Raw genomic sequence first — 18,682 nt, forward strand, 5'->3', positions numbered from 1 at the left:
GTCGCCTTCGAACGAAAGGTGGCTTAAACGAGCACTTGGGGCGGCACTAAAACGCGACAGGTCCAATTGCGATCAAAAACTGGAAATATTGAGAACGAGATTTGCTTCATCCCAACCGAATTTCTATTACACAAATAGATGATGCCGGAATGGAATGAACACGTCTTCAGGTGCCCACTGATTGAATATGATATTTCTATCGTGGTCAGCTGTCTCTTGCACCTGGTCTTTGGTGCTCGAATATTTCCATGCAAGGCTTAGATCACTTTCACTTGGACCTTGCCGAGACAGCGATGAGCAACACACACTTTCTTAGAAAATGATCTTTTGGGTTCCATAGCCGATGGATGCATCGTCGGTGACCATACAGATCAGTTGGTGTTTCGCCTATCGGTTGCTGTTTCCCAATTCACGTTCAAGATCATGTTGTCATGACAAATGCGATTTTCAACGACTTGCTCACTGCGCTCAACTTTTTCGCGCCGACTTTGGTAAGCAATCCTCTTTATTGGCCTGCCGTTACCGTCAAGTGTGGACTGGTGCACACCAGTTACGGAAAACTGTTCTAGATATTCAAGAAACGCGCCCGGCAGGCTCCCCAAGAAAGACCATCAAGAACACCAGTGGGATGTCTGAGGCGGTTGATGCAACGGTATTTTTTGTCCGCACCGGTCAATTTGCATGCCACTTGGCCATTTTTCATCACGACCTTCTATTTGGTCTTGAGCGAGGCCAGCTCTTGCTTGAGACCAGCGAGCCAATCTGTAGTCACTATCCGTCCGTTCTGGGTTGAAATTCCAATTTTCTCGCAGCGCCGAACTTTCAAAACTTGTTTTAAAACCAATAATCTGACGCGAACGTTAAGGCAGGTATGTTTGAGATTGCGCCCCACAAGGCGGAGTGCATCATCTGTGTGGGCGGCCTTTTTTGTTCTACCGGTATTCGCACCTTCTCGAAAGACGACAAAGGCCGCAACTATCGCTAGTTGCGGCCTCGTGATCCGGCAGTCGCCGAAATGTGCGTCTTGGAACTTACATACCAAGTGCAGACTTAACACCATCCAAGGCAGCTTTTAGCATCTCGGGGTTATCCTGTGCTTGCTGAAGACCGGTTTTCAATGCCGTCTTTTTCATCGCGTCCAAAGAAGATTGGTCAATCATCTCGGACACTTTGCCCATGTCGAACCCATCTACGGTCAACACATCCGCCATCGTTGCCTCAGCCGCGGCACTTGCAGCTTCGGTCGCCGTGTCTGTCGCGGCATCTGTTACAGCGTCCGTTGCAGCATCCGTGGCAGTGTCGGTCGTTGGCGTCACGGCATCCATTGCTTCAGAGGCGGCCTCGGTGGCTGTATCCGCAGCAGACTCTGCCGCAGTGGTTGCGTCTTCGACCACATCAGAAACAGCGTCTTGAGCAGTGTCGGCGGCCTCGGTCACAGCGTCAGAGGCGCTTTCCATTGCGCCCTCGGCGGCTTCAGTCGCTGTATCAACAGTCTCCTCAACAGCAGTCGCGGCATCTTCCATTGCGTCTGTAGCACTGTCAGTCATGTCTGTGACGACATCTGACGCTGCTTCTGCGGCTTCTTCTGTTGCACTTTGCACCTGCTCCGTCACAGTCTCAACAGCCGATGGAGCTTGCGCTGTCGGGGCTGTGTCATCCCCTTTTTGACCTGTCAAAAGCACATACCCAACGACGCCAGCACCCAAGACAACAACTGCGATAATCAGATTTTTCATCGTTAACGACTCCTTACAATTTCGGGCCATCCCCACTGGTGACCCCCGTTGAGGACCAAATGCCCTCTCTATTGTTGGGCAACAAGGGGGAAACTCTTGCATTTTGGCTCATCCACACCGATTAACCGCTTGTATCGGCACAAATGCGCGCATAAATTGCTGCGCGTAAGAACTCCACCATCGAAGGAACGAAATCATAGCCCGCAGACCTCATAACGCGCCTCCGCAGCGCGACACCGGCCCCCGCGTTAACGACCGCATCCGTTCACCAGAAATCCGCCTAATTGGTGCGGAAGGTGAAAACGTCGGCGTTGTCCATCCTGCAAAAGCGATGGAAATGGCCCAACAAGCTGGACTGGACCTCGTGGAGATTTCTCCGAATGCGGTTCCGCCCGTCTGCAAGATTATGGATTTCGGCAAGTTCAAATACGAACAGCAAAAGCGCGAATCAGAAGCCCGTAAGAAGCAGAAGATCATTGAGATCAAAGAGGTCAAATTCCGACCCAACACTGATACCAATGATTATCAGGTAAAAATGCGGAACGTGTTCAAGTTTCTTGAAAACGGCGACAAGGTAAAAATTACCCTGCGCTTCCGTGGCCGTGAAATGGCCCACCAAAATTTGGGTCGCGAGCTCTTGGAACGTGTTGCAGAAGACACCAAAGAAATCGGCAAGGTGGAAAACTTCCCCAAAATGGAAGGCCGCCAAATGATCATGTTGATCGGCCCACTGCCTAAATAAGCCAAATTACAGGTGCCGGTCATATTGATCGCATCACGTAAATTGCCCCTTCGCTTGCATATCGCACGAGGGGGCTTTTATTTTGTCAAATCCAATACCCGAACAAGGAACACAGACATGTGGGAAGATCGATTTGCTACGTCGCCGGATTTTGTATTTGGCCGGGAACCCGCCCAGTTTTTACGAGATCATTCCGACCATCTGGTTTCAGGGCAGTCCGCATTGGCGGTCGCCGATGGCGAAGGCCGTAACTCGGTTTACTTGGCGCAACGGGGGCTGGATGTCACCGCATGGGAATTTGCCCCGTCGGCCATCGCCCGCGCCAAATCTCTGGCGCAGGACGCTGGCGTCACGGTCCGGTACGAAAATCGAGATATCCTGACATGTGAGTGGCCTGAAAACGCATACGATGTGGTGGCAGGAATATTCATCCAGTTTGTCGGCCCACAAGATCGCAAGACACAATTCGACGGGATGAAGCGCGCCACCAAGCCCGGAGGGCTGATTTTGTTGCACGGGTATACGCCAGAGCAACTTGAACACGGCACCGGCGGCCCGCCGAGCGCGGAGAACATGTACACCGAAGCAGGTCTGCGCACAGACTTTGCCGATTGGGACATTCTTGAGTGCCGCGCCTATGAGCGGGATGTTCAGGAAGGTCGTGGCCATTCCGGCCTGTCCGCGCTGATTGACCTGATCGCCCGCAAACCACCCGCTCCGTAATCCACCACAGACGGCTGATCACCCTTTGCGCAACACCTCAACAAGTTGCGCCAAAATAGACACCGCAATTTCGGCGGGGCTCGCTGCGCCGATACTCAATCCGATCGGACCGAAAATCCGATCGATATCTTGATCCGAAAACCCTGCGTCCTCAAGCCGCGCACGCCGCGCGGCATGGGTCTTTTTTGACCCCAGCGCCCCGATATAGAACACGTCGGATCGCAACACGCTATGTAATGCCGGATCATCCAGCTTTGGGTCATGTGTCAGCAACACGCACGCGGTACGCGCATCCAGATTGAGGTCCGCGAGAGCATCTTGGGGCCATTCGGTTATGATGCTCTCACCCTGGAAGCGTTCGGCAGACGCAAAAGCCGTGCGCGGATCAATGATGACCGGATCGAAACCGGCGATGCGCGCCATTGGCACGAACGCTTGGGCAATATGAACCGCCCCCACAATCACAACTCGAAGCGGCGCATTATGGATGCACACAAAGGTGTTCTCGTTCTCAAGACCGGATCGATCCAGACGAAACCGCTGGTCAAACGGCTGAGGCCCATCGTCTTTGGACACAAGCGTGCCATGCTCAGTGGCCAAATCAAACACATACGCCACGTCTTGGCGCGCCGCACGTGCCTGAACAAGATCGGCAAGCGTTGCTTCGGGCATTACCGAGCCAACAGGTTCAAGCAAGATCCGAATTGTACCGCCACAGGCCAAGCCAACTGCAAAGGCATCTCCGTCGCTGACGCCGAATTCAAGCATCCGGCATTTTTGATCGGCCAGCGCCTCGAGCGCCTCTGTCATGACCGCGCCTTCGACGCAGCCACCAGACACAGACCCCTCGTGTTGTCCGTCGCCCGAAACCACCATTTGTGCCCCCGCGCGGCGCGGAGCTGAGCCCCAAGTTTCCACAACGGTCGCCAAGACGGCGCCCTGCCCCGCACGGTGCCACCTTAGCGCCAACTCTGGCACACCAGAAACTGTGGTCGAAAATTCGGTCATGTCGTGTGCCCCGTACCGCTTGTGTGCATGCATTCAATGCCCGCAAGATGGCCACCGTCATCGCCAAGCGCAAGAGACAAAGCCCTGCCACACATACAAACGGCCAGCCCAATAAGGACTGGCCGTAATGTCATCATCTATGCCGACAGACTACTCGGCGGCGACTGCTTCTGGTCCGTTACCAACAAGACGCTCTGGCAACAGGAAGGCCACCAGCACAAACACACCGCCCAAAACGATCCCCAGAACATCTCCGGACATCGCCATAAGGCCGTCGTATTTTGCCCCCGGAACCGTCCCCAAAGTGACCTTTCCGCCAGCGAGCCCGTCAAGCAAGCCCGATGATTTCCACGACGGATAAGTCATCATGTACGCCGCAGCGCCAAGCAAACCGCCCGCGATGAACACCCATGCATCTTTGCGACCAGAAGCGGCAGCACAGACACCCGTACCCGGGCAGTATCCTGACGCGGCCCAACCGCCACCAAGCAACAGGCCCCCAATAAACACACCGACATAGGCGGATTTGACGGACATATGCATCACATCCACAATGCCCGCCATTTGCCCTGCAAACATCAAAATGGACCCTGTTCCGATCGCCAACAGAATGGTTTTCATAAGATGCAGATTGCGCAGACTCAGCATGCGGATGATCCAGTTCGGGCTGGTTGCGCCGATCCGATCCAAAGTCGCGCCAAATGCGGCGCCGACCACGATTGCCAATAAAATTTCCATGGCTCAGCCCTCTTTCTTATACATCATCATGGCAACGGGAACGGCGGCTGCAAATGCACCTGCGGCAAAAATATACCCGGACAAGGATGTCTGCATCATGCCCGACATCATATGGCCCGACGTACATCCGCCAGCCAAGCGTGCGCCATACAGAACGATAAAGCCGCTCAAGAACACAACCGCGTATCGTTTAATGGGTGTATCACCATAGTTTGCATACCAGATCGCCGGAAGGTTTCTTTCCTCTGAACTGATGCCACCTTTTGCCATGCTGGACAGAAACGCGCCGACCATCATCGCCAGTACAAACACAAAGCTATAGTTGAGCGGGTTTGCCGCTGATTTTGCGTATTTGCCTTTTGATTTTGCGAGATATGCGTTGCTTGACGTATACGCACCATCATCATTTTGGGTAATCAGTTCGGCATTTACGACATCCCCGACGATTGCATCAAGAATCACAAATTGGGTCGAAACCCCAATCGGTTTTACAAGCACAACTGCCAAGAAAAACACAAAGCCAAGCAAGACCCCGCCAAATTTCCAATTCAAAACCATGGATATTTTCCTTAGTATTACATTCCTAAAGTAATATATATAATATTTCGAATTTGTGTTATTGATTTGGATCAAGCCGCCCTACCCTGCACATTCGGGTGCGCACTCAACAGTGCCTCGTTGATCCGAGTGGCTCGCTTCACATCGAAATTCTGTATAAGATACCCACGCCCAAGTGCACAGGATCACCGCAATTTGCAGTGTAAAACGGCAAAAACACGGCAGTTTGGCACATGAATTTTTTGGTTTTTCCCTATTTCTGCCTCAAACCAGACTTAGGTTGGAAAAAAATGATGTTGAACGAGTACGTGCTCCGATTTGGAGCAAAAGAGGATCGAACAGATGCAGGACGCCCCAAACGGTTTTGATATTCCTATGCTGGGATTGCCAAAAGACGAATGGCTGACCAAGTTGGAAGAAGTTGTGGACGAACATGGCTATTTCCAACCTCTTGGCGACCGGCATTTCGCGACATTTGTCGAAGACAAGCCAACGCTGTTGGTGACGTTTGAAACACTGCAGGGCATTCAGTCCCGCGGCGACACTGGGCAACCCATGGGCTTTGAGTTGGTGCGCGAACTTGGATGGTCACACCTGTGTCTGATGAGCGATGGCGACACTTGGTTTCGCGACGACGCTGTATACCGATACATCGACCGTCTTGTAGATGATGGTTTTTTTGAAGACTTTCAAAAGGTTATCTTTTACGGCAGCGGCGCATGCGGATATGCTGCGGCGGCGTTCTCTGTCGCAGCACCGGGTGCAACAGTGATCACAGTTCAGCCTCAGGCAACACTTGATCCCCGCCTTGCCGGATGGGATCATCGGTTTCCCCATACACGTAAAATGTCGTTTACCGATCGGTATGGCTATGCGCCTGACATGATTGATGCTGCGGATCACGCCTTTGTCTTGTTTGATCCCAACCAAACCGAAGATGCGATGCATGCCGCGCTTTTTGCGCGCGAAAACGTCACGCTTTTGCGGATGCCAAACATGGGGTCCAAATTGGAACCCAACCTTTTGAACATGCAAATCCTGTACCGTATTCTGGCACAGGCTGGCGGCGGGAAGCTGAGCTCTGCGTCGTTTAACGATCTGTATCGCGCACGCCGCAACCACAAACCGTATTTGTTGGGTCTGCTGCACAAACTGAAAGGGCAGAAACGCCCTTACCTCGAGGCGTTGCTCTGCGCAAATGTCACGCAACGCATGAAAGCGCCGCGATTCGCCAATCACCTCAACGCGCTTGAACAATCCGCATCAGAAGAGAAACGCGCCGGTTAGGTCGGTTTTCGCCAATAATTGCTGCGAAGCACTGGATCGTACCCCGCGATTTGTGTAAGCGGCAGGTATGACCCAAAGCCTGACAATTGCCCGCCCCGATGACTGGCACCTGCATTTGCGCGATGGCGCAATGCTGAGCGCCGTTTTGCCCGAAACCGCCCGAGATTTCGGCCGCGCCATTATTATGCCCAACCTCGTGCCCCCTGTGGTCACGGGCGCTCAGGCCATGGCCTATCGTGATCGTATTCTGGCCGCGTTGCCCGAAGGGATGGCCTTTACGCCGCTGATGACGCTGTATCTGACCGAAGATACCGATCCGGCAGATGTCGCCGCTGCACATGCCAGCGGTCTGGTCAAAGCCGTCAAATTGTATCCGGCGGGTGCCACGACCAACTCGGCCAGCGGCGTTGCCGACTTTGATAAGGTCCGCGGCGTTCTTGAAAAAATGGCAGAGATCGGCTTGCCTCTTTGTGTGCACGGCGAAGTCACCGACGCCGACATCGACATTTTCGACCGTGAGGCCGTGTTCATTGATCGCGTTCTTGATCCAATCCGCACCGCTACTCCTGGCTTGCGGGTCGTGATGGAACATATCACGACATCAAACGGCGTTGACTATGTCAAAGCCAACGCGACCGACCTTGGGGCAACGATCACAACGCACCACTTGATTATCAACCGCAACCACATTCTGGTCGGTGGGATCAAACCACATTATTATTGCTTGCCTGTTGCAAAACGCGAAGAACATCGTTTGGCGTTGCGCGCTGCGGCAACATCGGGAGATGCGCGTTTTTTCCTTGGCACTGATAGTGCCCCGCACACCGATCCGAACAAAGAAAGCGCCTGTGGCTGCGCTGGATGCTTCACCGCAACAAATACGATGCCTCTTTTGGCGCATGTCTTCGAAGAAGAAAACGCATTGGCCAATCTGGAACAGTTTGCCAGTAAAAACGGCCCTGCATTCTATGGCCTTCCGGTAAACAGCGACAGCATCACCCTTGCCAAGTCAGACGCGGCCACCAGCTTCCCGAGCCACATCGACACCAAAGAAGGACCCGTCACGGTGTTCGACCCCGGTTTCCCCGTGCATTGGTCTGTTCTGTAAGCTTGCTCTAGACTTAACTACTCGTGCCAAAGGCCCCTGTGCCCAAGGCGCGCACACTGTCAAAGGACACCCGAGATGATCCCAACCACGTACCCGTCGCAACAGGAAATTGCCCGTTTGACCGCACGCATGTTGTTGGAAATTGGCGCGGTCAATTTCAACACCGAAACCCCTTATACGCTTGCGTCTGGACTTCCTTCACCATCGTATATTGACTGTCGCAAGCTGATATCCTTTCCGCGCATTCGCAGCACGTTGATGGATTTCCTGACCATCACCGTGATGCGCAATGCAGGCTTTGAAGCCTTTGACAACATTGCCGGTGGGGAAACTGCGGGTATTCCGTTTGCCGCACTCGTGGCGGAGCGCATGGCATTGCCGATGACATATGTGCGCAAAAAACCAAAAGGGTACGGCCGCAACGCACGCATCGAAGGTGCGATGAGTGAAGGCGAGCGCGTTTTGCTTGTTGAAGACCTGACCACTGATGGCGGCTCCAAACTATCGTTTGTGGATGCAATCCGTGAAACGGGTGCCACGTGCGGCCATACAGCGGTCATTTTCTACTATGACATCTTCCCGGAAACGACCAAAACATTGGGCGACCATGGTGTGGACCTGCACTATCTCTGCACATGGTGGGATGTTCTGGCCGAAGCCCGCGCCCAAGGTGCGTTTAGCGAGGCCACTCTGAGCGAAGTCGAAGTCTTCCTAAAAGACCCTCGTGCTTGGCAAGACGCCAACAAGGCATAACTTTGCTGTGGATAGGCTGGGGGTAACATTTCCCCAGCCGTTTCGAATCAAGTCAAGCGATCCACATTTTGCGCCTTATATAAGAAGAGTTGCCACATCTGGCGCCCTCAGCGAAATCTCAGGTAACCCACGACGTTATCCACAGGGATATCCCGAGAGTTCTTCACAGATTTATCCCGATGGCAAATCACACCAACCTTGGCTATGAATGCATCTTGGGGATGGGTGTGCTGCGGTATGCGCACACATGTAGTTGGGGAAACCGATGAACGAAGTTGCAATCATTAATCCAAATGGGCCTGAGGATAAATCCGCTGACCCGATGCCCCACTCGATCGAAGCTGAACAACAGCTTCTTGGCGCGATCCTGACCAACAATGACATTTATGATCGTGTGGCCTCCATCATCACGGAACAGCATTTTTATGATCCTGTGCATGCGCGGATTTACGAAGTTGCCAAAGCCCGCATCGCCAAGAACAACCTTGCAACCCCCGTGACGCTCAAAGCGTTTCTTGAGGATGACGAAGGCCTGAAAGAACTTGGCGGTCCGGCATATTTGGCACGCCTTGCCGGGGCGGCCATTTCAGCCTTTGCGGCGCGCGACTATGCCCAGATGATCTATGACATGGCGATCCGCCGCGAATTGATCGGTTTGGGCAATGACATTGCCACCAAAGCCACCAAAATAGATGTCGCATCAGAACCCAAAGAACAAATCGTAGAAGCCGAACAGGCGCTGTATAAGCTGTCTGAACAAGGCAAAACCGATAGCGGATTTGTTTCGTTCCTAAAGGCCGTGACCGAGGCGGTAAATGTCACCAACGAAGCCTACCAGCGCGGTGGCGGCATGGCGGGTATCTCGACCGGGTTGGTCGATCTGGACAAACAGCTTGGCGGTTTGCACCCGTCGGATTTGCTCATTCTTGCGGGACGCCCGTCGATGGGCAAAACCTCTTTGGCAACCAACATCGCATTTAACGTCGCCAAAGCGTACAAAAAGGGGCTCAAGCGCGATGGCACCGAGGGTGCCGTGGATGGGGGCGTAGTCGGGTTCTTTTCGCTCGAAATGAGCGCGGAACAGTTGGCGGGCCGGATTTTGGCTGAAGCGTCAGAAATTTCTTCCCATAAAATTCGTCAGGGCGACATGACCGAAGGTGAATTCCGCCGGTTTGTCGACGCCGCAAAAGACCTTGAGGCTTGCCCCCTGTTTATTGACGACACGCCTGCCCTGCCGATTTCTCAATTGGCAGCCCGCGCACGACGGCTTAAGCGGACGCATGGTCTTGACCTGTTGGTGATCGACTATTTGCAACTTTGCCGTGGAACAGCCGAAAACCGCGTGAACGAAATTGCCGAAATTTCGATGGGCATGAAGGCGATTGCCAAGGAACTTAACATCCCTGTCGTTGCGCTGTCCCAGCTCTCGCGTCAGGTCGAAAGCCGTGACGACAAACGCCCAATGCTGTCAGATTTGCGTGAATCCGGATCGATCGAGCAAGACGCCGATGTCGTGATGTTCGTATTTCGCGAAGAATATTACAAAGAACGCGAAAAGCCGGGTGATGAAGATCTGGACAAAATGGAAGACTGGAAAGCCGCGATGGAGCGCTTGCACGCCAAGGCCGAGGTCATTGTCGGCAAACAACGTCACGGTCCGATTGGCACTGTCCATTTGTCATTCGAAGCGCAGTTCACACGCTTTGGCAACTTGGCAAAATCTTGGCAACAGCAAGGGGACGATGTCGGGTTCTAAGGTCATACGGCGCACCCGTTTCCACTTGACCTTATGCCTCCCCCGTTCGACAAACCCACATGGCTACTGCAACTCTTACGATTGACCTGAATGCGCTCGTTGAAAACTGGCGCGCGCTACATGCGCAAACTGACTGTGACACCGCTGCGGTGGTCAAGGCTGACGGCTATGGCTTGGGCGCGGACCGCGTTGCGCGCGCTTTGGCGCGAGCCGGCGTGACCAAGTTCTTTGTGGCCGCCGCTGAAGAAGGGGCATCCTTGCGCCAAGCGCTTGGACCTGATCCTGAAATCAACATTTTCTCGGGCCATATGGCCGGAGACACGGACATGATCAGCGATCTGAACCTGACGCCGATGTTGAATTCCGTCGATCAGATGCTGCGCCACTTCGAAGCCCTGCCCGGTGCCCCGTTCGGAGTTCAACTGGATACAGGGATGAACCGGCTTGGGCTGGAAGCCGCGGAATGGGATGCTGTGCAAGACATCGCGCTCGCGCAAAATCCGACGGTGTTGATGTCGCATCTGGCATGTGCCGATGATCCCGAACACCCGATGAATGCGATGCAGCTAGCCACGTTCAAGACCATGACCGATGGGCTTGGCGTGCCAAGGTCTCTGGCGGCAACCGGCGGTATCCTGCTGGGGGACGCGTATCACTTTGATCTGACGCGCCCGGGTATCGGAATTTATGGCGGCATGCCTTTTGTAGACGCCGCACCTGTTGCGGGGCTTGCCGTGCCTGTCATCCAGGTGCGAGACGTCGCCGAAGGCGAAACCGTGGGATATGCCAATACATGGATGGCCACGCGACCCAGTCAAGTCGCCACCATTGCAGCCGGATATGCCGATGGCATTTTGCGCGCCATGGGAGAACACGCATGGTGCTATGTGGCGGGAAAACGCTGTAAGATCATTGGGCGTATCTCGATGGATATGATTGGCGTGGACGTGACCGACTTGGCCGCCAGCCCAAAAGGTGTTGAGCTCTTGGGGCCACATCAATCCGTGGATACATTGGCCACAGCGGCTGGTACGATCGGCTATGAAATTCTCACCTCTCTGGGGGCTCGCTATACGCGGCGGTACTTAGGATGATTCTTACCACGCCTTTGGCTGCGCTTGGTCGCAGCACCTTGGCTGTCTTTGCCACGATTGGCCAAGTCACCATTTTCGCGCTCCAGGCCATCCTGCATATCTTTCGCCCCCCGTTTTATGGGCGCGAGTTTGCGATTGCCTTGCTCAACATCGGGTGGCTTTCCCTGCCTGTGGTGGGGTTGACCGCGATTTTCACGGGGGGCGCTCTGGCGCTTCAGATCTATGACGGCGGCAGCCGGTTTTCCGCCGAAGCCGTGGTGCCCCAGATTGTCGCCATTGGCATGGTTCGGGAATTGGGCCCCGTGCTTGTTGGTCTCATGGTGGCCGCGCGCGTCACATCTTCGATCGCGGCAGAAATTGCGACCATGAAAGTGACCGAACAAATTGATGCGCTGACCACATTATCCACTCACCCAATGAAGTACTTGACGGCGCCGCGTGTCTTGGCCGCCCTGATCGTGGTGCCGATCCTTGTGGGCATCGGGGATATCATCGGCATCTATGGGGGCTTTGTCGTGGGCACGCAGCAACTTGGATTTAACCCCGCCACCTATGTGACCAACACCGTTGATTTCCTTCAACGCTCGGACATTGTGTCGTCGCTCATCAAGGGGGCCGCGTTTGGCGGTATTGCAGCGACGATGGGGTGTTATTACGGAATGAACTCGGGGCGCGGTGCACAAGGCGTCGGACAAGCCACCAAAGCCAGCGTCCAAGCCGCCGCCGTCCTGATATTAGCGGCCAACTTCATGCTTACATCGTTGTTTTTCTCGTCATGATTACATTTGAAAACGTTCACAAATCCTTTGGCCCCAAAAAGGTGTTACAAGGCGTCACCTTGGACATCCCACGTGGGGAATCCATGGTCATCATCGGTGGGTCAGGCACAGGAAAATCTGTAGCTCTGAAATCTGTGCTTGGCCTGATCACACCCGACAGCGGACAAATTCTGGTGGATGGACAGGACGCCACCAGAGGCGATCACGACGCATTTCTGGCACGCTTTGGCATGTTGTTTCAGGGTGGTGCCCTATTTGACTCGTTGCCCGTCTGGCAGAACGTCGCCTTTCGACTTTTGCGCGGGTCCCTTAAGCGCCCCAGATCAGAAGCCCGAGAGATTGCCATCGAAAAGCTGCGCCGCGTGGGGCTAACGCCTGATGTCGCTGACCTGTTTCCATCCGAACTCTCTGGGGGGATGCAAAAACGCGTCGGACTTGCCCGCGCCATCGCAGCCGACCCCGAAATCATTTTCTTTGATGAACCCACGACGGGTCTGGACCCGATTATGTCCGGCGTCATCAATGACTTGATCCGCGAAATTGTAGTGGAGATGGGCGCGACTGCAATGACCATCACCCACGACATGAGCAGCGTCCGCGCTATCGCAGACAAGGTCGCTATGTTGCATGACGGTGTCATCCAATGGACAGGCCCCGTCGCCGACATGGACACGTCAGGCGATCCGTATTTGACCCAGTTCATTTCCGGTAGCGCCGAAGGCCCGATTGAGGCCGTGCGATAGCGCGCGCCAATATCATCTGTCCTTTGACCACCATCCGCGATGGTCTGTTTGTGCGGCCAGCGCCTGTCGCAACGGGAATACAATCGGCATTTTCCCCGCGTTCGCCCCTTGAAGCGGTCGACCCTGGATTTTAGGTCAAAGGCCACGCGACCACCGGAGACCCACCACCGGAGACCCCATGCCACTACGTATTGCCAACCTCGCTCTACTTGTCTTGTTTCCACTCGCATGGTTCGCCCCCCTAATGCGCGCGGGCTTTCTGCCAATTTTTGGGCTCAATGAAATTTCGATCGTCTCGGGGCTGCAATCATTGTGGGAAAGCGATGTGGCGCTGGCCCTGTTGGTCACATTCCTCGCGATCTTTGCCCCGTATATGAAGGTGATCGGCGTCGCACTTATTCAATTTGGGATGTTGCGTCGCAAGACCCTGCCGGTGCTCGAGTTTCTTGGAAAGCTCGCCATGGCCGATGTGTTTTTGATCGCGCTCTATTTGGTCATCATGAAAGGTGCAGGTCATGTCACCATCGAAACCGGATGGGGCCTGTATCTATTTACCGGATGCATTCTGGCATCAATTGGCATTAGCCATTTGACCCGCAAGCGTTAAGGGTCCAAAACGGGAACATGGCTAAAACAAAAACTCAATTCTCGTGTTCCGCGTGCGGAAACGTCACCAACAAGTGGTCAGGCAGATGCGATGCCTGCGGCGAATGGAACTCCATCGTCGAGGACACACCGCTGTCAACGGGTCCGTCTGCGGCCACGCTCGGGTCCTCAAAGGGGCGCAACATCGTTCTGACCGATTTGCGCACCGAAGAGGCCCCTCCTCCGCGGACCCATTCCGGAATGGGAGAGCTGGATCGGGTGTTGGGTGGCGGGCTTGTGCAAGCCAGCGCCATTCTTGTGGGGGGCGATCCGGGGATCGGCAAGTCGACCCTGTTGCTTCAGGCCGCCGCACAATTTGCCAAACAGGGTGTCAAAACAATTTATGTCAGCGGCGAAGAAGCCAGCGCCCAAGTCCGCATGCGTGCGCAACGGCTCAAGTTGACAGATGCGCCGGTCCAACTGGCTGCGGAAACGAACCTGCGCGATATCTTAACCACGCTCGAGGCCGAGCGCCCGCAACTGGCCATTATTGATTCCATCCAAACCATGTGGTCCGACAACGTCGGCTCTGCCCCCGGCAGCGTCAGTCAAGTACGGGCCGCTGCGCACGAGCTGACATCTTTTGCCAAACGCAAAGGCATGGCCGTCGTTTTGGTGGGACACGTGACCAAAGACGGACAGATTGCCGGACCGCGTGTGGTCGAACACATGGTGGATACCGTATTGTATTTTGAAGGCGAGCGCGGCCATCAGTTCCGTATTCTGCGCGCTGTCAAAAACCGGTTTGGACCTGCCGATGAAATTGGCGTGTTTGAAATGACGGGTGCCGGATTGGCCGAGGTGCTGAACCCATCCGCCTTGTTCTTGTCGGATCGGGGTGAACCGACCCCTGGCAGTGTGGTGTTTGCCGGTATCGAAGGCACACGCCCCGTATTGATAGAACTTCAGGCGCTTGTGGCACCAAGCCCGCATTCCCAACCAAGGCGCACGGTCGTGGGATGGGATGGCGGACGTCTGGCGATGATTCTTGCGGTGCTCGAAGCGCGCTGCGGCATCCCGTTCACCGGACTTGATGTATATCTGAATGTCGCCGGAGGCATGAAGATCAACGAACCTGCCGCCGACCTTGCGGTGGCTGCGGCGCTGTTGTCTGCGCGAGAAGACGCTGCAATCCCCGCAGATACCGTGGTTTTTGGCGAAATAAGTCTCTCAGGAGCCCTTCGAGCGGTCGGACAGACAGAAAACAGGTTGAAAGAAGCCCAAAAACTTGGTTTCACAACGGCAATCGCTCCAAAGGGCGGAAAATCACCAGCGACCAGCGGTATGAAGCTGAATCGGGTGGGCGATTTGACAAGCTTTGTCGGAGATGTATTCGGAGCAGGATAAAGCCGCACGCGGCCAAGGGGATGAAAGACCATGGAAGGTTTCACCATTATCGACGGCGTAGTTGCGGGCGTCATTATCGTATCAGCTCTGCTGGCCTACAGCCGTGGGCTTGTGCGTGAAGGCATGGCCATTGTGGGCTGGATTGCCGCGGCAGTGTTGGCCTTTATGTTTGCACCGCAAGTCGAGCCATTGATCAAAGAGGTCCCCGCTGTGGGAAAATACCTCTCTGAAAGCTGCGAGCTGTCTATTATTGCGTCATTTGCCGCTGTGTTTGCGCTGTCGTTGGTGGTTGTGTCGCTGTTCACGCCGCTTTTCGCCAGTGTGGTCCAACGTTCGGCCCTTGGCGGGCTCGATCAGGGTTTGGGATTTCTGTTTGGCGTCCTGCGCGGCATTCTGTTGGTGGCCATTGCATTCTTTGTCTATGAAACCGTCGCGACATCGCAAACCTTTCCCGTCGTCGACGACAGCCGTTCAGCCAAAGTGTTTTCCCGCATGACGGGCCAAATCGAAGAACGCGACCCTGCACAAGCATTGGGTTGGATCACCAGCCAATATGAAGAACTTGTTGGAATTTGTGAAAAGTAACTCTGGTAAATGGCGTTTGGACGCGATCAAATAGACCTATCGTATCGGTATGGTAAAAGGATCAGAAATGCCAAACGCCAACAGTTTTCAGGCTTTCTTTGACGAAACCTCGTCGTATTTGACGCCACAATCCCTAAAGTACGACAAGGCCTTTAATCAGTTTTCAAATCGCCTGTTGGTTCAGAGTTTTTTTGAACTTTTGGATGCCTCCGAGAGCAAAACATTTTTAGAACTGGGCGCGCATCGGGCCATGGCATCGCGCCATTTCATGCGGCAAGGCAACGAACATTTCGCCATCGCCGTCGAAGCCAACCCGTATAACTTTGAAAAATTCCGCGAGAACGTCGAAAAAGGCGGAACCATTTATAAAAATATGGCGCTCACAGCGGTGTCAGGTCCAATCAGCCTGCAACTCAAGGACCATGATCGCGCCCGAAAGCGCGGCCATACCAGCACATCCAATTCCCTGCTCAAACGCAGTGGTTTCTCAGAGTACAAAGAAGTCGAAGTGCGTGGCATCACCTTTGACGACCTGACATCCGAGGCCGTCGCCGCAGGCGAAATCCCCCCAATCGACCAAGAACCACCCGTGGTTTGGATTGACGTCGAAGGTGCCACAAGCCAGTTGATCGAGGGCGCAACCCAAGCGCTTCCGTCCTGTTTGGCAATTATGGTCGAGGTCGAAGCCGAACCTATTTTTGTCGGTCAGGTCACCGTTGAAGGTGTCGACGCCCAAATTCGGGCACTGGGTTTCCGCCCGATTTTGCGCGACTGCGAGTTTCATCCGCGACAATACAATATCATCTATGTGAACGAGCGACTGCTGGATGAAAGCATTGTCGGGCCGTTGATCGATGCCTTTGAAACCGCATGTTCAGAATTTGACGGCACCGAAGCGTAAGAGGCTGTCAGACAGTTCGCATCGACGGTGAAATATCTGGCACTCAAAAAAAGGGCCTGCGGCGATTGCGCAGGCCCTTTGTGATTTTGACACATGCCGACATCCGTCACATAGGTGGCGTATACCAAATTGGCGACGTGTACGCCCGTTCCTGCTGTGCAGTGGGTGCCCCTTCCGGAAGCGCTGTTCCGAACTTGAGAACATCAAACAAATACCAAGGCGGTGTCGGAATTTCGAGGACACGAGCATAGTAAAAGGCGCGCTCGGCCGGATCGAAATCGGGGTCTTCCCAAACCGAAATCAATTCCGGAGCCCCAATCGTGTTTGTCCACGTGGCTGATGCGACGTCGACTGTGTTGCCCACCGCTGGCACTTTGCCGTTTGCATCGGCTTCGCGATCTCCCGACCATGCCACATCATAAACTTTTTCATGTGTGTCGCCGTTGCCGTCCACCCAGCCTTTGACCACCTGAATTCGGTCCAGATTTGCACCAATCGGATCACGCAACGCCGCTAACAAAAATGTCGGGGACTTGCCGTCAGGTGCAGCGACCAGATCGCCTCCCATTGGAACACCTTTCATATACCCAATCGCCGAGGGTTCGCGACTGCGCAGGTCATTGGCGTTGAATTCGTACCCACCAAAAAAGCGCACACTCATGCGCGGACCCGTTGTGCCATAGACTTCTTTGCGGTCCATCGCGTCAAACAGGGATTCGCGTGTATTGTCTTTGGCCCAAACCGCCGTCAGACCGGACGCGACTTGCTGCCATGAAAATAATTCGCCGTTTTCGTTCTTCATGAACGGATGCGACAGGCGTTCGGCTGACGGCTCATATCCGGCGTGTTTACCGAAAAAATTCTCTTCCTCAACCGCAGCCAATGACGTGTGGCTGTCAGTGCTGCCGATCATCCCAAATTTATAGGGATTTGTGCCAAACTTGGCCTCAAGCACCATTCCGTTTTTGAGTGCCTCGCGCGCGTATTCGCCAGCCAACATGTCGTCGGTTTTGGCTTCGGACAAATCCAGATTGCCCACATCCCACGTCCCATAGTCGGCAAATTCATCATCCGGTGACAAGAACGGATGGGTTTCCCCGTCGCCCTTGATCTGGGTCACCTCATACATGCGCTCCCATTTTGCACGTTGTTCGACATACAATTTATCGATGGCGCGTCCGGTATATTGGGCGTCCATCGGAAACATGATGCCATTGGACAGGTTGCCGTTGTGCGCAAAGGTCATTGTTGCGCCGTTGGTTTTGGCCTCATACCCTTCGAGGTATTTATACAGATCCAGAGGATCCGTGCTGCCAACGGGGGCCTGCGTTGTATACGGCACCACTTGTCGCGCGCGATCCGCACCATCCCGGAAAATTACATTCCGGTGCAGGTTTGCGCCTTTTGACAACGAGGTCCATTCAAATCCGATAAACGCTGTAAATGTTCCGGGATCATTGAACGTTTCTGCGGCTTGAATCACGTCTTCCCAGATGGTTGCATAGCGCCGAGACCCGGGCGAATAATTTGCAAACATTTCAGGGTCCATTTTGCCCTGCGAAAAAGTGCCAATCAAATCCAGAGCCCCATCAACGGCGTCTTGGCCGCCCGCGTTAAAGCTATCTGCCCAGCGTGCCCCCTGTTCATATTTTGTGACCAAAGGCGATCTGGCCAGAACATCCTGAATCATCCCCATTCCGTCAGAATGATCTGTGATCGCGAGCCAGTCCAATGGGCGCGCCAAACGCACAGGCTGTCCCGACGATGCGGTGACCTGCTCGCCACGCGCGAATCTATAGGCTTCGTTCAAGCCAAGCCGATTGCCAAAACCGCCCGCATCCATCGACAATGCTGTATGCAGGTGACTGTCCCCCCATAGGGGGCGTTCTGGAAAATGGCGATCTACATAGGGTGAGTATGGCTTGTCCGCCGGAAACAGGTTGTCTAGCTGCCCATCTGCCGCTTGATACTCTTGTGAGACCGCCGATGTCCCGATCCACATCAAGGACGCCGCCGTACATGTTAAAACCCCAAGTTTCGTCATGCTATTTCCCCCTATTTTCGCTAGACACCTATGGCTTGGCACCAGCATTGCACGAAATCACCAAATCACCAAACATTCGGCGTTTTGATGGTTTCTCGCCTTTCCGTGTATTGCTGCGCTTGGAATGCGCGTATT

General features: G+C 54.4%; 18 protein-coding genes. 13 read left to right on the forward strand and 5 right to left on the reverse strand.

Going from position 1 to position 18,682, the window contains the following annotated elements; translation table 11 throughout:
* Window positions 1-1,031 precede the first annotated feature (1,031 nt).
* Window positions 1,032-1,736, reverse strand: coding sequence for a translation initiation factor 3 (locus tag FAP39_RS03470; RefSeq protein WP_171006771.1), 705 nt, complete (start codon window positions 1,734-1,736; stop codon window positions 1,032-1,034).
* A 196-nt stretch (window positions 1,737-1,932) separates the two neighbouring features.
* Here FAP39_RS03470 and infC point away from each other — a divergent pair, with 196 nt between their 5' ends.
* Together infC and FAP39_RS03480 are read left to right on the forward strand one after the other, a co-directional pair.
* Window positions 1,933-2,478, forward strand: a complete 546-nt coding sequence (infC, locus tag FAP39_RS03475) for a translation initiation factor IF-3 (RefSeq protein WP_138014997.1) — start codon at window positions 1,933-1,935, stop codon at window positions 2,476-2,478.
* 117 nt (window positions 2,479-2,595) lie between these two features.
* Complete coding sequence (locus FAP39_RS03480) at window positions 2,596-3,201, forward strand: SAM-dependent methyltransferase (protein WP_138014998.1); 606 nt, start codon at window positions 2,596-2,598, stop codon at window positions 3,199-3,201.
* Between the two features lie 18 nt (window positions 3,202-3,219).
* Here the strand turns inward: FAP39_RS03480 and FAP39_RS03485 are convergent, their stop codons facing one another.
* The 3 genes from FAP39_RS03485 to FAP39_RS03495 form a co-directional block, all read right to left on the reverse strand.
* On the reverse strand, window positions 3,220-4,209 hold the full coding sequence (locus FAP39_RS03485) for an XdhC family protein (RefSeq protein ID WP_138014999.1): 990 nt from the start codon (window positions 4,207-4,209) through the stop codon (window positions 3,220-3,222).
* Between the two features lie 150 nt (window positions 4,210-4,359).
* The gene (locus FAP39_RS03490) at window positions 4,360-4,947 is read right to left on the reverse strand and encodes a DUF6691 family protein (protein ID WP_138015000.1); all 588 of its coding nucleotides are present in this window, start codon (window positions 4,945-4,947) and stop codon (window positions 4,360-4,362) included.
* Between the two features lie 3 nt (window positions 4,948-4,950).
* Complete coding sequence (locus FAP39_RS03495; RefSeq protein WP_138015001.1) at window positions 4,951-5,505, reverse strand: YeeE/YedE thiosulfate transporter family protein; 555 nt, start codon at window positions 5,503-5,505, stop codon at window positions 4,951-4,953.
* Between the two features lie 342 nt (window positions 5,506-5,847).
* On the opposite strand from FAP39_RS03495, the gene FAP39_RS03500 reads away from it, so the two are divergent.
* The 11 genes from FAP39_RS03500 (at window position 5,848) to FAP39_RS03550 (ending at window position 16,503) form a co-directional block, all read left to right on the forward strand.
* Entirely contained in the window at window positions 5,848-6,792 is a 945-nt protein-coding gene (locus FAP39_RS03500; protein ID WP_138015002.1) for a phosphoadenosine phosphosulfate reductase, read from the forward strand.
* A gap of 67 nt (window positions 6,793-6,859) precedes the next feature.
* A complete protein-coding gene (gene pyrC / locus FAP39_RS03505; RefSeq protein WP_138015003.1) occupies window positions 6,860-7,900 on the forward strand; it encodes a dihydroorotase in 1,041 nt (346 codons plus the stop codon).
* 75 nt (window positions 7,901-7,975) lie between these two features.
* Complete coding sequence (locus tag FAP39_RS03510) at window positions 7,976-8,653, forward strand: orotate phosphoribosyltransferase (RefSeq protein ID WP_138015004.1); 678 nt, start codon at window positions 7,976-7,978, stop codon at window positions 8,651-8,653.
* 265 nt (window positions 8,654-8,918) lie between these two features.
* Window positions 8,919-10,409, forward strand: a complete 1,491-nt coding sequence (locus FAP39_RS03515; RefSeq protein ID WP_138015005.1) for a replicative DNA helicase — start codon at window positions 8,919-8,921, stop codon at window positions 10,407-10,409.
* A 59-nt stretch (window positions 10,410-10,468) separates the two neighbouring features.
* The gene (gene alr / locus FAP39_RS03520) at window positions 10,469-11,503 is read left to right on the forward strand and encodes an alanine racemase (protein ID WP_138015006.1); all 1,035 of its coding nucleotides are present in this window, start codon (window positions 10,469-10,471) and stop codon (window positions 11,501-11,503) included.
* Window positions 11,500-12,282 (forward strand): MlaE family ABC transporter permease, encoded by a 783-nt coding sequence (locus FAP39_RS03525; RefSeq protein WP_138015007.1) that lies wholly within the window; start codon window positions 11,500-11,502, stop codon window positions 12,280-12,282. Before alr ends, FAP39_RS03525 begins: the two co-directional genes overlap by 4 nt.
* Window positions 12,279-13,025, forward strand: a complete 747-nt coding sequence (locus FAP39_RS03530; protein WP_138015008.1) for an ABC transporter ATP-binding protein — start codon at window positions 12,279-12,281, stop codon at window positions 13,023-13,025. The genes FAP39_RS03525 and FAP39_RS03530 overlap by 4 nt, the downstream gene beginning before the upstream one ends.
* Window positions 13,026-13,203: 178 nt before the next feature.
* A complete protein-coding gene (locus tag FAP39_RS03535; protein ID WP_138015009.1) occupies window positions 13,204-13,632 on the forward strand; it encodes a paraquat-inducible protein A in 429 nt (142 codons plus the stop codon).
* Window positions 13,633-13,649: 17 nt separating this feature from the next.
* The gene (gene radA, locus FAP39_RS03540; protein ID WP_138015010.1) at window positions 13,650-15,017 is read left to right on the forward strand and encodes a DNA repair protein RadA; all 1,368 of its coding nucleotides are present in this window, start codon (window positions 13,650-13,652) and stop codon (window positions 15,015-15,017) included.
* 30 nt (window positions 15,018-15,047) lie between these two features.
* Entirely contained in the window at window positions 15,048-15,602 is a 555-nt protein-coding gene (locus tag FAP39_RS03545) for a CvpA family protein (RefSeq protein WP_138015011.1), read from the forward strand.
* A 67-nt stretch (window positions 15,603-15,669) separates the two neighbouring features.
* Entirely contained in the window at window positions 15,670-16,503 is an 834-nt protein-coding gene (locus FAP39_RS03550) for an FkbM family methyltransferase (RefSeq protein WP_171006772.1), read from the forward strand.
* A 106-nt stretch (window positions 16,504-16,609) separates the two neighbouring features.
* Here FAP39_RS03550 and FAP39_RS03555 read toward each other — a convergent pair whose 3' ends face one another.
* Window positions 16,610-18,547: a DUF3604 domain-containing protein gene (locus FAP39_RS03555; protein WP_138015013.1), complete on the reverse strand. Its 1,938-nt coding sequence runs from the start codon at window positions 18,545-18,547 to the stop codon at window positions 16,610-16,612.
* Window positions 18,548-18,682: the final 135 nt, after the last annotated feature.

Source organism: Shimia litoralis (assembly GCF_005518135.1).
Taxonomy (GTDB): domain Bacteria; phylum Pseudomonadota; class Alphaproteobacteria; order Rhodobacterales; family Rhodobacteraceae; genus Shimia_E; species Shimia_E litoralis.